This window comes from Streptomyces sp. NPDC057136 (assembly GCF_042670885.1).
GTDB lineage: Bacteria > Actinomycetota > Actinomycetes > Streptomycetales > Streptomycetaceae > Streptomyces.
The window spans coordinates 1-14756 of sequence record NZ_JBHUUV010000016.1 but is presented as its reverse complement, the minus strand read 5'-3'; the positions used below and the strand labels follow the sequence as shown (position 1 = coordinate 14756).

General features: G+C 68.8%; 12 protein-coding genes and 1 pseudogene. 4 read left to right on the top strand and 9 right to left on the bottom strand.

The window, feature by feature from the left end:
- Nucleotides 1–2: 2 nt before the first annotated feature.
- Nucleotides 3–635 carry a GNAT family N-acetyltransferase gene (locus ACFT7S_RS20075; RefSeq protein WP_382733614.1) on the bottom strand — a complete coding sequence of 211 codons (633 nt, stop codon included), beginning with the start codon at nt 633–635 and terminating at the stop codon, nt 3–5.
- 218 nt (nt 636–853) lie between these two features.
- Here ACFT7S_RS20075 and ACFT7S_RS20070 point away from each other — a divergent pair, with 218 nt between their 5' ends.
- Nucleotides 854–1483 carry a dihydrofolate reductase family protein gene (locus ACFT7S_RS20070; RefSeq protein WP_382733611.1) on the top strand — a complete coding sequence of 210 codons (630 nt, stop codon included), beginning with the start codon at nt 854–856 and terminating at the stop codon, nt 1481–1483.
- Between the two features lie 79 nt (nt 1484–1562).
- Here ACFT7S_RS20070 and ACFT7S_RS20065 read toward each other — a convergent pair whose 3' ends face one another.
- Nucleotides 1563–4349 (bottom strand): right-handed parallel beta-helix repeat-containing protein, encoded by a 2787-nt coding sequence (locus ACFT7S_RS20065; RefSeq protein ID WP_382733608.1) that lies wholly within the window; start codon nt 4347–4349, stop codon nt 1563–1565.
- A gap of 472 nt (nt 4350–4821) precedes the next feature.
- Nucleotides 4822–5061 (bottom strand): hypothetical protein, encoded by a 240-nt coding sequence (locus ACFT7S_RS20060; protein ID WP_382733605.1) that lies wholly within the window; start codon nt 5059–5061, stop codon nt 4822–4824.
- A gap of 373 nt (nt 5062–5434) precedes the next feature.
- Between ACFT7S_RS20060 and ACFT7S_RS20055 the strand changes: the two genes are divergently transcribed.
- Nucleotides 5435–6079 carry a dihydrofolate reductase family protein gene (locus ACFT7S_RS20055; RefSeq protein ID WP_382733603.1) on the top strand — a complete coding sequence of 215 codons (645 nt, stop codon included), beginning with the start codon at nt 5435–5437 and terminating at the stop codon, nt 6077–6079.
- 84 nt (nt 6080–6163) lie between these two features.
- On the opposite strand, the pseudogene ACFT7S_RS20050 reads toward ACFT7S_RS20055, so the two are convergent.
- Nucleotides 6164–6277, bottom strand: a pseudogene (locus tag ACFT7S_RS20050) (AAA family ATPase); the annotation flags it as partial.
- Nucleotides 6278–6511: 234 nt separating this feature from the next.
- Here ACFT7S_RS20050 and ACFT7S_RS20045 point away from each other — a divergent pair.
- On the top strand, nt 6512–7612 hold the full coding sequence (locus ACFT7S_RS20045) for a hypothetical protein (RefSeq protein WP_382733600.1): 1101 nt from the start codon (nt 6512–6514) through the stop codon (nt 7610–7612).
- 260 nt (nt 7613–7872) lie between these two features.
- Here the strand turns inward: ACFT7S_RS20045 and ACFT7S_RS20040 are convergent, their stop codons facing one another.
- Nucleotides 7873–9363, bottom strand: coding sequence for a hypothetical protein (locus tag ACFT7S_RS20040; protein ID WP_382733597.1), 1491 nt, complete (start codon nt 9361–9363; stop codon nt 7873–7875).
- Between the two features lie 69 nt (nt 9364–9432).
- On the bottom strand, nt 9433–10182 hold the full coding sequence (locus ACFT7S_RS20035; RefSeq protein ID WP_382733595.1) for an SDR family oxidoreductase: 750 nt from the start codon (nt 10180–10182) through the stop codon (nt 9433–9435).
- Nucleotides 10183–10307: 125 nt separating this feature from the next.
- Here ACFT7S_RS20035 and ACFT7S_RS20030 point away from each other — a divergent pair, with 125 nt between their 5' ends.
- Nucleotides 10308–10799: an RrF2 family transcriptional regulator gene (locus ACFT7S_RS20030; protein WP_382733592.1), complete on the top strand. Its 492-nt coding sequence runs from the start codon at nt 10308–10310 to the stop codon at nt 10797–10799.
- Nucleotides 10800–10864: 65 nt separating this feature from the next.
- Here the strand turns inward: ACFT7S_RS20030 and ACFT7S_RS20025 are convergent, their stop codons facing one another.
- The 3 genes from ACFT7S_RS20025 to ACFT7S_RS20015 all read right to left on the bottom strand — a co-directional run bounded on the left by ACFT7S_RS20025 (nt 10865) and on the right by ACFT7S_RS20015 (nt 14588).
- Nucleotides 10865–11053, bottom strand: a complete 189-nt coding sequence (locus ACFT7S_RS20025; protein WP_382733589.1) for a hypothetical protein — start codon at nt 11051–11053, stop codon at nt 10865–10867.
- Nucleotides 11054–11224: 171 nt separating this feature from the next.
- The gene (locus tag ACFT7S_RS20020; RefSeq protein ID WP_382733586.1) at nt 11225–11506 is read right to left on the bottom strand and encodes a hypothetical protein; all 282 of its coding nucleotides are present in this window, start codon (nt 11504–11506) and stop codon (nt 11225–11227) included.
- An 871-nt stretch (nt 11507–12377) separates the two neighbouring features.
- On the bottom strand, nt 12378–14588 hold the full coding sequence (locus ACFT7S_RS20015; protein WP_382733583.1) for an MMPL family transporter: 2211 nt from the start codon (nt 14586–14588) through the stop codon (nt 12378–12380).
- Between the last annotated feature and the right edge of the window lie 168 nt (nt 14589–14756).

Below are 14756 nucleotides of genomic sequence, written 5' to 3'. Positions count from 1 at the left end.
CCTCAGTTGCTGCGTCCGAGGCCGCGAGCGATGCGCTCCTCAAGCCTCGTACGGCAGTCCGGCCACTCCGACGCGGTGATCGAAAAGATCGCAGAGTCGCGGAGTCGGCCGTCCTCGCCCGGTGCCCAGGACGGGGACCAGTTTCGCAGCACTCCCTCGAAGCGTGCGCCCACGCTCTCGATCGCGGCCCGTGAACGTTTGTTGCGCGCGTCCGTCTTCAAGTCGAGGCGCGACACTCCCCAGTTCTCGAATGCATGCCGGAACAACAAGTACTTGGCCTCGGTGTTCATCCCCGTGCCTTGGGCCGACGCCGCGAGCCAGGTGAAACCGACCTCGATCGCGGACAGACTGTCTCCCGTCGGCCACGGTCGCGGATCCCAGTAGGCGGTGCCTCCGACCGCTCGTCCCGACGCCTGCTCCACCTGTACGTACGGGGCCAACTTTCCAGCAGCGGCCCGGGTGAGCTGGGCATCGATATATCGCTCGACCTCAGCCGCCTCGGGCACCCAGGTGAACCCATAGGAGCTCCGATCCTCTTCTGCCGCCGCGGCCAAGTCCCCGGCGTGACGGTGATCGAGTGGTTCCAGCCGCACGAGTGTGCCCTCCAGAGCTGGTCCCACAAGCGTGAAACTCATCCCTCACCCATCCAGTGCCGGTACGCAATGTTCGTATCAAGGCCGTAGGCCCCAGCCGCGTAGCGTTCCAGATCCGTTGTGTCGTGTCGCGCGAATTCTGCACAACCACTGGGTCGTTGGCATCCTGAGCTCAGAGACCCTAGGTGCGGGCGGACCGGCTGCGGCCGTCGGCGGCCCCGGCCGGAAGCCATGCGGGCAACCGAACCAAGGAGAGCGTCATGCCGAAGCTGCGCGTCCACAACCTCACTGTCTCGCTGGACGGGTTCGCCGCCGGTCCCGACCAGCGCCTGGAGGCACCGCTCGGCGACGGCTTCGAGAGTGCGCACGAGTGGATGTTCGCCGCGATGCAGGATCGTGCCGACGGCACGTCGGGGATCGAGGTCGACCGCGTCGAACGCAGTGAGCAGAACATCGGCGCCACCATCATGGGCCGAAACATGTTCGGGCCCCTGCGTGGAGCGTGGCAGGACGAGTCCTGGACGGGCTGGTGGGGCGACAACCGGCCGTATCACCACGACGTGTTCGTCCACACCCACCACCTGCGGCGGCCGCTGCCGATGGAGGGCGGGACCACGTTCCACTTCACCGACGAGCCCATCGAGACCGTGCTGCAGCGCGCGTACGAGGCAGCGGGCGGCAAAGACGTCCGTCTCGCCGGCGGGCCGGCCACCATCCAGCAGTACCTGCGCGCAGGGCTGGTCGACGAGCTGCACCTGGCCATCGTCCCGATCCTCGTCGGCAGCGGCGAACGCCTGCTCGACAACCTCGGCGACGGTATCGACGGCTACCAGGTCGCTGAGCTGGTCAGCTCCCCGGCCGCCACGCATGCCCGACTGATCCGCCGCTGAGGGGCTGTGCACCCCGGGGCCGGGTGGCGAGGCACCTGCCCCGCCACCCAGACGTCCGCGTCGGCGGCTCCGAGGCCGGTCAGCGCGTCTTGAAGCTGTCCACGATGAAGTACGAACCGGTCTTCATGACGCCCTTGAGGGTGTGTTCACCCGGAGTGAGACCCGATGTGCTGAACACAGTCTTCTGATGGACGCGCGTGTCGTTGTGGTTGTCGATCGTGGTGACGAGCACCCCGTCCAGGTAGAGGTCCACCTCGCCCTCGTCGGAGTTGACCTGGGTGATGACGTCGATCGCGGTGCCGTTGAAGGTCAGCTGGAAGGAGTCGCCCTGCGCCTGAGTGGCGTGGACGTCGTCGAGATACCCGCCCCCGCCGCCCCGGGAGGCGTTCTTCCAGTCCCAGCCGGCTCCGGCGTACACCACCCCTGACGTGTTGTTCAGCTGCTCGCCGTCGACGGGACGGCGCAGCGTGACCTGCGTCGACGCCTGATTGCGCCAGACCGTGAGCGTCACCTGGGCACCGGGTGCCGTCCTGTTCCAGGCGTTCCAGAAGCTGTTGCGGTCGGTGACGGGACGGCCCTCGATCGCCCGGATGACGTCGTTGCCCCGCAGCCCCTGCCGGTAGGCGTCGGAGGTGTCGGGTGCACTCTGCAGGTAGAGCCCGTCGGTGTCGGTGAGGCCGGTGGACGACTTGATCTCGTCCGAGTAGATACGGGTGACCCGTGCCCCCAACAGGGTCTCCGCCAGCGCGTCCATGGTGTCCTGGGCGGCAGGCAGACGCCAGTCCAGCGGTGGCGGAGTCGGGGAGCCGGCCTTGCCGAAGCCGGTCATCGGAATGTTCGTGAAGCCCAGTGCCAGCGCCGGGGAGTCGGGTGCGACTGTGTAGTCGAGCTTGCCCCAGTCGGTGAAGGGGCTGGTGCCGGTGAACTTCGGGTCGGCGATCACCGAGTGGGTGTCCAGGCCCTTCGCTCTCCAGGCGTCGTCGACGTCGGTGACGGCCTTGCCGTTGTTCCAGAAGAGGTTGTTGTCGATGCGGGGCTTGCTGCGGTCCATGTCGACCTGGATCAGGTCGTAGGGGTCGCCGGTGATGAAGAGGTTCTTCTCCACCACGTCACCGTTGTCGGCGTACCAGACGTGGAAGTGCCCGCCGCCGTTGACGAAGATGTTGTTGCGGACGGTTCGGTGGAAGCCCTCCCTGAGTTTGACACCGCCATTGAGGAGGAGGTTGTTCTCGACCAGGTAGTTCGACGAGCCGTCGTCGAGGTCGATGTCCCAGTGCTCGGAGTGCCGGATCCGGTTGTGCCGGATGACGGTGGTGTCCGCGTCGAGCTTCGCGTACGACTTCTTCGTGGCGTCGTCCGCGGCCAGCGGCCAGAAGCGGTCGCGTCCCCAGGCGTTGATCGGCCCGTGGTCGGACGTCTCCTTGACGCAGTTGAAGATGTCGTTGTTCTCGATGACGTGGCCGCCCCAGGTGCCGTCGTTGATGTCGACGCAGGCGCGCGGGCCGTCGTGGATCGTGTTGCCGTCGACGGTGACCCGACGGCTCATCGAGATCTGGACGCCCGAGGTCTGCTTCTCGAACTGGCCGTTGTCGTGCATGTAGTTGTCGCGCACGGTGATGTCGCGGGGGTAGTTCTCCGACTGCGGCCCCGGGGTGGTGTCCGTGATGCTGGAACGCATCGAGTCCCAGGTGGAGGGTTCACGTACCGCGTCCCTGTTGCCGATGACTGCCACATCAGTGGCGCCGGAGCGGCTGAACTCGTTGCCGGACACGGTGGTGCGGCTGTTGTAGCCGTCGATGAAGACACTGTTGCCGCCCAGTTGGTCGAAGGAGGACCCGCTGACGGTCACATCCTCGGTGTTCTTGAGGTGGACAGCGCCGGCGCGGGCGATGGCCCAGTCGCCGAGCTGGAGCTTCTCGTACGGCTGGTTGAAGAGGGTGCGGTGGGTGCGGGTGTAGGTGAAGCCGTCGAAGGCGAGGTGACGGACCGGCGTACCCGCGTCCGTGCCTCTGACGCGGATCAATTCGTCCTGCTCGGCCGTCTCCACCCTGGCCGCCGCGAGGTCGGTGCCCTGGGGCGGGAGGAAGTAGAGCTTGCCCGCGGGCTTGTCGTAGAACCACTCGCCGGGTGCGTCGAGTTCCTCGAAGACGTTCTCGACCATGCGATACGTGGAGTGCATACCGCTACCCCGGTTGTTGTCGCCGACCCACTGCAGGGTGGGGTCCCCTGCGGTGTCCACACCGGTCACCTTGAAGGAATTGCCGCCCCACATGCCGTAGTGCAGACCGCGCACGAGGGCAGTCGTCGGGTTCTTCCAACCGGCCACCCGCTGCCGGGATATGGCATCTTCGGCGTACCCACCGAGGATGGCGGTCTTCGGGTCGAGGTTCGGGTAGCGGGCCAGTGTCTGGCGTGCGCCGTCGAGGAAGAGCCCGTCGAAGTCGAGTCCGGTCCCGATGTCGGCGACCTGTATCCCGTTCGCGTACGGAGTCCACTGCGGTGCGAGTGACCGGCCGCCGCTGAGGACGGGGTGCTCGCCAGGGGCTGCGGAGTAGCGGACGGGCGCGTCAGCGGTTCCGGAGTCTGCCGCGGTGAAGGTCAGCGGGGCCGCGAGGTGGTAGGTGCCTCCGTGCACGACGACCTGGATGGGGCGATTCCTGAGCTCTTTCGCGGCCTTGCGGGCGGCCTTCTGGGCGTGTTCCAGCGTGCGGAAGGGGCGCGCCGCTGTGCCTTGCCCCGCGTCTCTGCCGGACGGATCGACATGAATCGTCACGCTGCTGGGTGCGGCCGACGCGGTGGGCTGGACAGGAACGAGGGCGAGGCCGGCGCCGAGTGCGCAGACGGTCACGGCGGTGACGGCCCGCATGGTCGGCAGGCTATGGGTGGAGCGTGGTCTGTGGTGCGGCTCTGACGTCCCGTTCACGAGCACTCCTGAAGTAATCCGATGTATACATGGACTTCAAGCGAATGGTGCAGGGGGTGTGGCTGATAGTTATGGATACATCGGATGACTGTCAATGAGTATCGCGGAGTTCGTGCCTAGGAGTCGGCCGGCACGTCGCACCGTGCTCGGTTTGGCGCCACCCCACCCTGCTCGGGGCGCCACCCACCAGCGCGCCCCGGCACCCTCGCTTCACGTCGCGTTCAGAGTGACCGCCGGGTGGAGGCGAAGGGCGGGAGGCGCGGATCGCTGGATAGAGGCGGTCCGCCGCCACCGCGCCGAGGACGCCACCGGGAGGCGCTCGTTGGCAGGGCGGATGCGGGCATCGACGTCGGCGGTGGCCGTGTTGAGTTGAGGGCTCAGCGGGTCGAGCGTCGAGAAAGCGCGCCGACTGCGTTCACTGGGCGGCCTCTGTCGCGTGCAGCCACTCCACGGCCTCGCGTACGACTTCCTGTGGACGGGCCGCCCACCGGAAGTGGTCGGTCTGTGCGAGGCCGAGGCGCTCGGCGGAAATCCTCCGCTCGGTCACGCGGGCCGAGCGGAGTTTCGCGGCGAGGTGGGGGCAGGCGCCGGGGACGTACCGGTCCCCTGGAAACGTCCGGTGCACCTGGAGGTCGGTCGTGTTGCCGTCCGGCACACATTCCGTGAAAGATCTTGAGTCCGGCTTCACCGGAGCCCAGTGACGCGTGGTCCGCGCAGGTCACGTGACGAGCGCCTCCTGCTGGCGCGAGCTAGCGAGATCTTTCACGAAATGTGTGCCAGAGCCCGAGAATTGACGTCACTGCGTGGGCCGCCCGCCGTCTGTGGCAGTTCCTTCAAGCCTCCTCGATGACCGAGCAGATAGTGAAAGGCTCCGCGGGGGCTGGCGCCGTCACCACAGGAGCTTGCAAACCGTGCAATCCTCACAGGTCGTGACACTGGGTAGCCGAGTTTCTGAACGGTCACGGACGCAGCGATGAGTTTTCCCGGCCCGGCAAGTCTCACCACCGTCGACAACACAGGAGGAACATGTGGCTCAGCTACTGAGAGTCCAGAACTTCAACGTCTCGAGTGACGGAATCGGTGCCGGTGAGGACCAGACCCTCGAGAGGCCATTCGGTCATGTCGAGCCCGAGAGGCTGTTCGCCTGGGCCGGGGCCACGGCGAGCTGGCCCATGCGCACCGACCCCGGGGGCAGCCGGGGCCTGGACGATTACCTCACGCGGGACTACGCCCGCAACATCGGCGCCGAGATCATGGGCCGCAACAAGTTCGGGCCCCAGCGCGGGCCCTGGCACAACCATGAGTGGCAGGGCTGGTGGGGTGACGAGCCCCCGTTCCACACCCCGGTATTCGTGCTGACCCACCACAAGCGTCCTTCGCTCACGCTCTCCGACACCACGTTCCACTTCGTCGACGGCGACCCTGCCACGGTCCTCGAACAGGCCCGGGAGGCGGCGCAGGGCAAGGACGTCCGACTCGGCGGCGGGGCTACCACCATCCGGGAGTTCCTTGACGCCGACCTCGTTGACACGCTGCACGTGGCGGTCTCGCCGGTGAAGCTCGGGTCCGGAGTACGACTCTGGGAGTCCCCCGATGAGCTGCTCGACCGGTTCCACCTGGAGGTCGTTCCCAGCCCGAGTGGGGTGACGCACTACCTGTTCTGGCGAAAATGACCGCTCCTCAAGGCTGGCCCCGGCCGGCTGTTTTGCCTCCCGGGGCCTGCCCTGAGGCGGGCCGTTGAGTCGCACCGCGGGCGGTCAGCCGGCCGTGGCGGTTTCCTCAGCTCGTGCCCGGGTGGAGGCGATCCGGTAGGAGTCGGTGCCGGTCCCGATGATCGTGCCGTTGAACGTCAGGCGGTCGACGATGGCCGCGTCGTCGAAGGACACGTCAACCGCATCAAGATGCTCAAGCGCCAGATGTTCGGCCGAGCCGGATTCGCTCTCCTGCGTAAATGCTTCTTCCCAGGAGCAGACACTGACAGTGACCGATCACGGGACAAGCACGCTGAGTGATGGATGACGGTCCTCCAGGCCCCTGCCCGAAACTCATTGGCTGGCCGCTGCCGAGCTGCGATGATGCCTCATTGTTTCCCAGGCGGAGGACATTTGTTCGTCTTCGTGTGTGCGGGGTGCGGCGCCGAGCTGAGCACCCCGCTGTCCCAGGTCACCCTGCCGGCCCACGCCCATCAGAAGTACGGGAACGGCATTCAGCTCCCGGTGCTCATGGAACCGGGCACGTTCGCCGTGGACCCGGAGCCCTGGGGGCCGCCGTGGCGGACGTGGGACGAGATCCATCCGGACGAGGCGGCCGTCCGCGGTGTCTACGCGCCGGTCTACGCCCTGTCCGACGGCGCGCCCGGCGCGATCGTCATCGCACCCGGCGACGCCCGCGGCACTCTGCTGATCCCGGAGAAAGGCGGCGGTTACTGTTGCGGCCTCGACGGCGCCGACGGCCCCAACATGGCCTGCGAGGCGTGCGGCCTGCCCGTGGCGAGCCGGATCGACGACTGCTCGCTTTGGCAGGCGGTGTGGCTCGTCCCGGACACCGTGCGCCGCCTCCCCGTTGACGGCGCCGACGCCGCACCGCTCTCCTGGGCGGAGCTGATGGCGGAGGGGAAGGGCACGCCCCCGTTCGAGCCGATAGCCACGTGGGGGTCGCAGCTGGGGACGAGCCACTGGTGGTCCTGGAGCCCTCAGTGGGAGGCTGCGGCCGGCCGGGCGCTCGCCCACCTGCTGGCGGCCTCGCAGGGCCTACCGCTGACGGTCCCGGACGGCCTGACTAAGGAAATGTTCCAACGCGCCCTCGACGCCCTGCTGCCCGCCGGCCCACCGGCGCGGCGCGCCGTCATGGCCGGGCCGGGACGGCCCGCCCCCGACGCCGACATCTTCTTCGTGCCGACCCATCCGCAGACGGGGGAAGCCTGGACCCCGGCCGACCCGACCGCCTCGGCGTACCCGGTGCCGCTGCCGTTCGGGGTGTGGCTGTGGCTGGCCTTCCCCGAGCCGTACCTGCCCGTCCCCGCGTCGGGCAGCATGCCTGACGGCGTCCTCCGCGACGACCCGCCCGCGCCGCGCCCCCATCACCTGTTCCGGGCCGACCCGGGAGCGTTCCAGCACACCCTGGTCCGGCTGCCGGCCGTCCGAAGCCCATGGCTACGCGAGATCCTCGAGAACCTCATGCAGCACATGCGAGCCCGCCTCTTCTAGCCCGCCTCCCCGGTGACGTGGTCGGCCGGACCACTGCCTGCGGGGCCGAGCCGAGGACGCGGTCCACGTACGGGTTGGCGAACACGCCGACCAGGTCGAGGGAGTCGCGCCAGGCGGTGAAGTCGGCGCAGTGCTTGGCAAGTTGCGAAGCCGCCCGGAGGGGCTCATTCGTCACTCAGCGTGGCCCCTCCACAGAAGTTGAGCCAGAACGCAAACCCGTGAACAACTGACGGCACTACTCGTAACGACAACGCTCGTGATCAATACACCTGGCGGCTGACGCCGGCGAGATCGAGTAGCTGGTGCATCAGCTCTGGGGGCAGTGAGGGGTTGAGAGCAGCGGTCTGCGGCTTCCCACCCTCGCCCAGCATCTCGATCAGCCTCGTGTGGGGCAGGCGCGGGTCCTGTACGGCCTGGCGGCGGACCACGTCGTTCTCGTCGTACGAGAGCCGTTCGACGAGCTCCGGTTCGGCTTCGGGGTCGAAGAGCGCCGCATACCGGAGCCGGTGGTTCGGATCGTCCGCGAACCGTGCGAGACCGGGGCGGGCGAAGTTGCGGCGGAAGGCCAGCATGCCCCAGCTCAGTCCCTGCCAGTCGGCGAACATCTCCACGAGCAGTTCGTGCGGGGCGTGGTCGTTCTCGCACAGCATCAGCCGGACGTAGTAGTCGTCATCGCCGGCCAGCCGTTCGACCACATCGCCGGGCAGCTCCGGTGCACACGTGACGCCCCGGCGCAGCAGGACGTGGGAAGAGGCGGCGATCTCCCGCAGCGCTTCCGGGTTGCCGAAGTGCTCCTCGACCCAGGCGGGCACCGGATGGCGGCCCGCGGGCAAGGTGTAGTCGACCGCCGCGCGCTGTTCCTCGGTGAGGTCTCCGCGCAGGGAGACCGCGAGACGGACGTAGGCGTCCGGGTCGGTGGCCAGCGACAGGGCGAGCGCCGTCGGGGTGTGGGGATTGCAGGCAGCCGCATGGCGTATCCGATCGTCCTCGTGCGTCACAAGGAGCCGGGCCAGCGCGGCCTCGACGGGCGCCCTGAACGCGGCGTCGCGGCGACGGCGGTCGTCCTCTTCGGCGAGGAAGTCCTCGACCGTGGCCGGGAGCGGCACTTCGACATGGGTGGCGCGCTCGACTGCCTTACGCACCTGGGGATCGGGGTCGGCCTCGGCTGCGGCCCGGACCCCCGGGCGGAGCCGGGGCCAGCTCCATGGGCCGATAGCGGCGGCCCGGACACGCGGATCGGGGTCCTCGGCCAGCGAGAGCCGAATTTCGTCCGGCAGCCCGGGCAGTGCCGTGGCCCAGTAACGCAGCCGTGCCTCGGGGTCGGTGGCGACCCGGACCATGACTTCTGTCGGCAGCTCGATGCCGAACTCGCACGCCATGATGACTGCGTAGCGGCGCGCTTTCGGGTCCGGGTCGTCGACCAGTACGGCGCGCGCTTCCGGCGGCAGGGTCTGATTCTCGGCGAGAACCTGACGGACCTGCGGATCGGGATGTGCCACGGCGGCCATCGCCAACTGGGACGACAGATTCCGATAGAGCAACCAGGCCCTGGGTTGGGGCAGCGGGTCGACCGTGAAAACGCGCCGGAGTATCGAAACCGGTGCAGCGCGGTTCACGGCGAGCCCCACGATCCACTCCGCGTGCAGGGCCATGTCGGCCCCGAGTAACCGCAGGGCTTCGGCCCGGGTGAGACCCGATGCCTCCAACGCGCCGAGCATCGTGCGTGTTTGCTGTTCACCCGTGTCTTCCACGGAGTGATCCTTGCAGAGTGCCCGGCCGACTCGGCCGCCGCCGTAGCCACCAGGCCCGGCCGCGGCAGGTTACGCGGGTTGGCGAGGCGTGCTGAGCCAGTCCTTGTAGTGAGTGGGGGCCAGGCGCGCGTCGGGGCCTGCGATGAGAACGTCACCGTCGACGGCAGCGAACATGCCCGCCTGCTCGTCGGTGAAGACGGTGCGGTGGTCCTGTCGGGTCGACAGGGTGAGGCGACCAAGCTCGTCCAGAGCGAAGACGTCGGGCCCGGCGACATCCAGCGTGCCATTGAGTGGCGCGTCGGTGGCGATGTCGGCGAGGGCGTCGACCACGTCGACTGTTGAGATGGGCTGGATGCGTGTGGAGGGCAGCCGGACGGTGCGATCGTCGGCGGTCCAGGACATGACAGCGTCCATGAACTCGAAGAACTGGGTGGCACGCACGATCGAGTACGCGGCGGGCCCGTTCCGCAGCAGGTCCTCCTGCAACGTCTTCGCGCGGTAGTAGTCCAGCTGTGGCACCTGGTCGACCCCGACGATGGAGAGGATGACCTGGTGGCGAACGCCCGCGCGTTCGCCCGCGGTCAACAGGTGCCCCATGGTGGTGCGGAAGAAGTCTGGGGAGGCTTCGTCGAACGTGGGGGAGTTCGTCACGTTGACGACCGTGTCCGCGCCTTCGAGCGCCTGGTCGAGCCCCGTGCCGGTGAGCAGGTCGACTCCGGTCGACAGGGACGAGGGTGTCACCTCGTGTCCGGCCTCGCGGAGTCTGGAGACGAGCTGGGAACCGATCAGTCCGGTGCCGCCGATGACCGTGATCTTCATGATCGAGCCCTTCTGTGAGCCGAGTACCGAGTGCGGCCGACGCTGTCACTGCCGCCGCAAACTCGGATAGCTGTTGTCCGAGATGATACTCGGATAGTATGTGTCTGAGTCAAATAGGAGCGCGCATGAAACTGTCCGGTGGCGTGGAATGGGCGCTGCACTGCTGCGTGGTACTGACCGCAGCAACCGAGCCGGTCCCGGCTGCCCGACTGGCGCAGCTGCACGACGTCTCGCCCAGTTACCTGGCCAAGCAGATGCAGGCCCTGTCCCGGGCGGGCCTGGTGGAGTCCGTGCAGGGCAAGACGGGCGGATACGCGCTGACCCGGGCTGCCACCGCGATCACGGTTCTGGACGTGGTGCAGGCCGTCGACGGGGCCGACCCGGCATTTGTGTGCACCGAGATTCGCCAACGGGGTCCATTCGGGACGCCGCCCCAGGACTGCACGAAGCCGTGCCCCATCGCCCGCGCGATGGCTGCCGCCGATGCTGCCTGGCGAGCCTCGCTCCAGGGTGTCTCCATCGCGGATCTTGTCGGCACGGTGGAACAGGACAGCGGGCCCGAAGCTCTGCCACGTATCGGCACGTGGCTCAACTCGGCGAGCAGCTCCCGCGGTTGAGGAGCGCAGCGCATGCCGCGGCCACCGCGGAAAGCCTGGGAGTCCGGCATGGCCGACTGCAGCACTCAGTTCGGACGCGTCGGGTTGGATGAGGCGAGCAGTTCGTCGACAGCGGCGCGGATGGCTTCGTCCTTGGTGAAGCCGCGCCAGCCGCCGTTGCAGCGAAGCGGCTGGCTCTCGTAGCGCCGCCTGGCCGAGTGCGAGGACCAGTTCCAGACGGGTCGCTGGATCGTCTTCCACGTGCAGGCGCGCAACAGGGCCGGCAGCGTCAGCTCACCGGGGCTGTCACAGGAAGCGGTGACATCGGCCGCGGCCGTCGAATACCAGGCTCGGGATCGTCCAACAGAGCAAGAACCTCGGGCAGGGCCCGCTCCCACGCCGACGGCCAGGCCGGATCCAGGAATCGTTCGGAGGCTTTCCCGGCCTCATAGGCCAGCATCGCCAGCAGTTCCAGCACCCGTGCCCCGGCTCGGCACACCGGGAGTGGCAGCAAGACGGAGCAGAAACGGCAGCGAAGCCGAGGCCGCGGAGCAGATCCGGCCGCCCTGATGGAACATCAGGTTGAGCAGCTCGTCCGCCGCGTTCTCGGCATCATCCGGGCCCGGTCCCGGCCCCTCGCACCGGCGCAGCAGGCCGGGCACGTCCTTGGTCGGCCCGTAGTTGTGCTCCAGCGAAGCCCAGTTGACCGCGTTCAGTCCCACCCGCATGTGCGCGACCATAACGCCGCACGCGACACCCGGTCGAAGGACTTACGCCTCCTGGAGCCCGCGTATGCCCCGCACCTCTCCGCGTGAGAACGGTGAGTGACAAATATCAGCGAAAGCGATGAGAAAACACAGCAGTTCGCCGACAGCGCGGTCCCTAGCCTTCCAGTAGGGCACCACGTGCTCGCGCACAGCGCGCACCGTCCGCGAAGGAGATTTCCATGCCGCGTCAGGCCTCGCTCCCCTTGAGGAGCACCCTCAGGACCACCGGAATCAGCAGGAGACGGGGGCACCGCGCTCGCCGGAGGACTCGCTGCGACCGTCGCCGTCGGCACCCCCGCCTTCGCATCGTCGCCCCGCCGGACGCCGGGTGAGGTCCAGCCGCCCGTACGGCTCGTCCTCCCGCGACCGAGCGGCCCCCATGCCCTCGGCACCGTGGCGCTGCATCTCAAGGACCGCAGCCGCCGGGACCCCTGGGTCGCTGCACGGCCCGTACGGGAACTGATGGTTCAGCTCTGGTACCCGGCAGGCACCGCCGCCGGTCTGCCCAGGGCGCCATGGATGACCGGACAGGCCGCCCACGTTTTCCAACAGACGGGGTATCTCCTTCCCGAGTACGTCACGCTGCCGGACACACACGCGCGTATAGGCGCAGTGGCGGACACGCGTGGAGGCCGCCGTCCGGTGATCCTCTACTCCCATGGGCACGGGCAGCACCGCAGCTCCAGCACGGCGCTGGTCGAAGGGTTTTCCTCGTTCGGGCCTGCCCCGTCTGGTCCACCGGACCGAAGTGGTCCACCCGAGGAACCCGGATGACTGGGTGCGCGCCGCTGTCGCCGGGCTCATGCACCCCTGAGGCGCTCCGGTCCAAGCCTCAGTACGCCGTGACCTGATCGGGTTCCGGGGCAGGTGTGGTCGCACGGTGCTGCGGGTGGCCGCCCGCGGTGGGCCGCGGGCGGACCGGCCACCAGATGCTCCGGCCGAGGAGTGCGGCAAGGGCGGGGACGAGCACCAGCGAAAGGACGAGCGCGGAGAGCATGATGCCGAGCGCCATCGCGAAGGCGACCTGTTCGCTTCCCGGGGTCGTGGCGAGCGTGGCGAAGGAGCCGGCCAGCACCAGCCCGGCCGTCGCGATGGCCGGTGTCGTGTGCCGTACCGCGCGGGCCACGGCGGCGCGGGCCGGGCCCGGTCGCTGCATCTCCTCCCGAATCCGGTCGGCGATCAGGATGTTGTAGTCGGTGCCCAGTGCCACGACGAACAGGAACAGCACCAGGGGGAGGGTGAAGCTGACGCCCGGCTTGCCGAGGGCGTGCTGGAACAGCAGCGTGGATGCGCCGAGGGTGGCGGCGAAGCCGAGCCCGACGGAGAGCATCAGGACCACCGGTGCGAGCAGGCTGCGCAGGAGCAGCAGGAGGATCAGCGCGATCAGCGCGGCCGCGACCGGGAACACGATCTTCAGGTCGTGGTCGACGGCGGTCGAGACGTCGGCGAAGATCGCCGCTGTCCCGCCCACGTGTGCCTTCGTCCCGGCGGGCGTGTGCTGGGCGACCGCCGCCCGGATCGGTCCGGCGGCCAGGTCGCGGGCCTGCTGGCTCTGCGGGTCGGCGGTCGGGTAGAGGTCGATGCGGGCGGCGCGGTGGTCCTTGTTCAGCACGGTCGGTGCGACCTTGCCCACGCCGTCGACCTGGGTGAGCGCTCGGGAGAGGCCGTCGAGTCCGGCGGTGGTGAGGGTGCCGCCGTCCGTGACGGTGACGAAGACGCTTGTCGGGTCCGACACTCCGGCCGGCAGTGTGCGGGAGATCTCGGCCGCGGTGGCCGCGGCGGGGGTCCGGTCACCGGAGTCGCCCCGGCCGTAGTCCATGCGGATGCCGATCAACCCGGCGGCCAGCGCGGCAAGCAGGGCGACGGAGGCCGTCAGCATCATCAGCGGCCGTCGCGTGACCAGCGCGCCGAGGCGGGCGCCACGGCCTTCGCGCGGCTTGTGGTGCAAGGTTTGGGAGGGCCAGAACATCTTGCGCCCGGCGGCCGCGAGCAGCGCCGGCAGCAGGGTGAGACTGCCGAGCAGCATCACCAGGACCGCGACGGCGATCGCGGGGCCCAGCGAGCGGAACTGCCCGAAGGTCGCCAGGCCCAGCGTGGCGAACGCGGCCACGATGGTCAGCGCCGCCGAGGTGATCGCGGTGCCCACCCGGCCGGAGACCTGCTCGGCCGCCTCGCGGGCGGACTGCTCGGGCCGGTTGCGCAGTTGCTCGCGGAAGCGGAACAGCAGGAACAGCAGGTAGTCGATGCCGATGCCGAGCAGGACCACGTTGATCAGCCCCGGGGTGCCCGCGTCGAGCTTGCGCCCGGTGAGCATCGCGGCACCCGCCACGGCTCCCGCCGCCACGCCGCCGATCACGGCGACCGCGAGCAGTGGCAGCAGGGCCGCCAGCGCACTGCGGAACACCAGCACGTTGAGCAGGACGATGAGCCCCATGACGAGGGCGCTCCCGACCGTCGCGGCGGTCTTGTGGGCATCGGTGGTGTCGACGGTCTCGGCGAGACCCCCGGTGAAACCGGTGCGCATCCCCGCCTCGGAGAACTGCGTCCGGGCGGCGTCCCGGAAGGTGCGGTAGACGCCCTGGACCCCCTTGTCCGAGGGATTCCCGGTCAGTTGGACGGAGAGCAGTTCGAAACTCCGGTCGGGCGCCATCATCGCCGGGGCGATCCGGGGCGTCTGGGAGCGGTCCGGGACCAGGAACTCCGGGATGTCGTCTTCCCTGGGCATGATCACCCGGCGCTGAGCCAGCTTCGCCGCCTCGGCCTCGACCCACTTCCGGTCGGCGGCGCCGAGTGCCTGGCCGTCGGATCGGGCGACCAGCACCGTCACCGTGGTGGCGTCGGGGTTCACCCCGAACTGTTCCTGGGCGATGTGCAGCGCGGCGGCCGAGTCGTAGCTGCGGGGCAGGAAGTCCCCGGTCTGGTGCTGGGTGACGCGGGCGATCAGTATCGGAGCCAGGGCACTGAGTGCGATACCCAGCACCGCCCATAGGGCGATGACCTTCCACGGGTGTCTGGTGGAGTATCCGGTCAGGGCGCGGATCACTATGTCCTCCGGCGGACGGACTTGAATGCGGACGTCTGCCGGGGGTTCCCGGCCGGTCTCCAGACCATCACTCGAGGGGCCGGGAGGCGTCGTGGCAGCGGATGATCCGGACCCGGGCCCTGGGTCCTGACCCGCATCGGGACCAGGACCAGAGTCCTGGTCCCGATG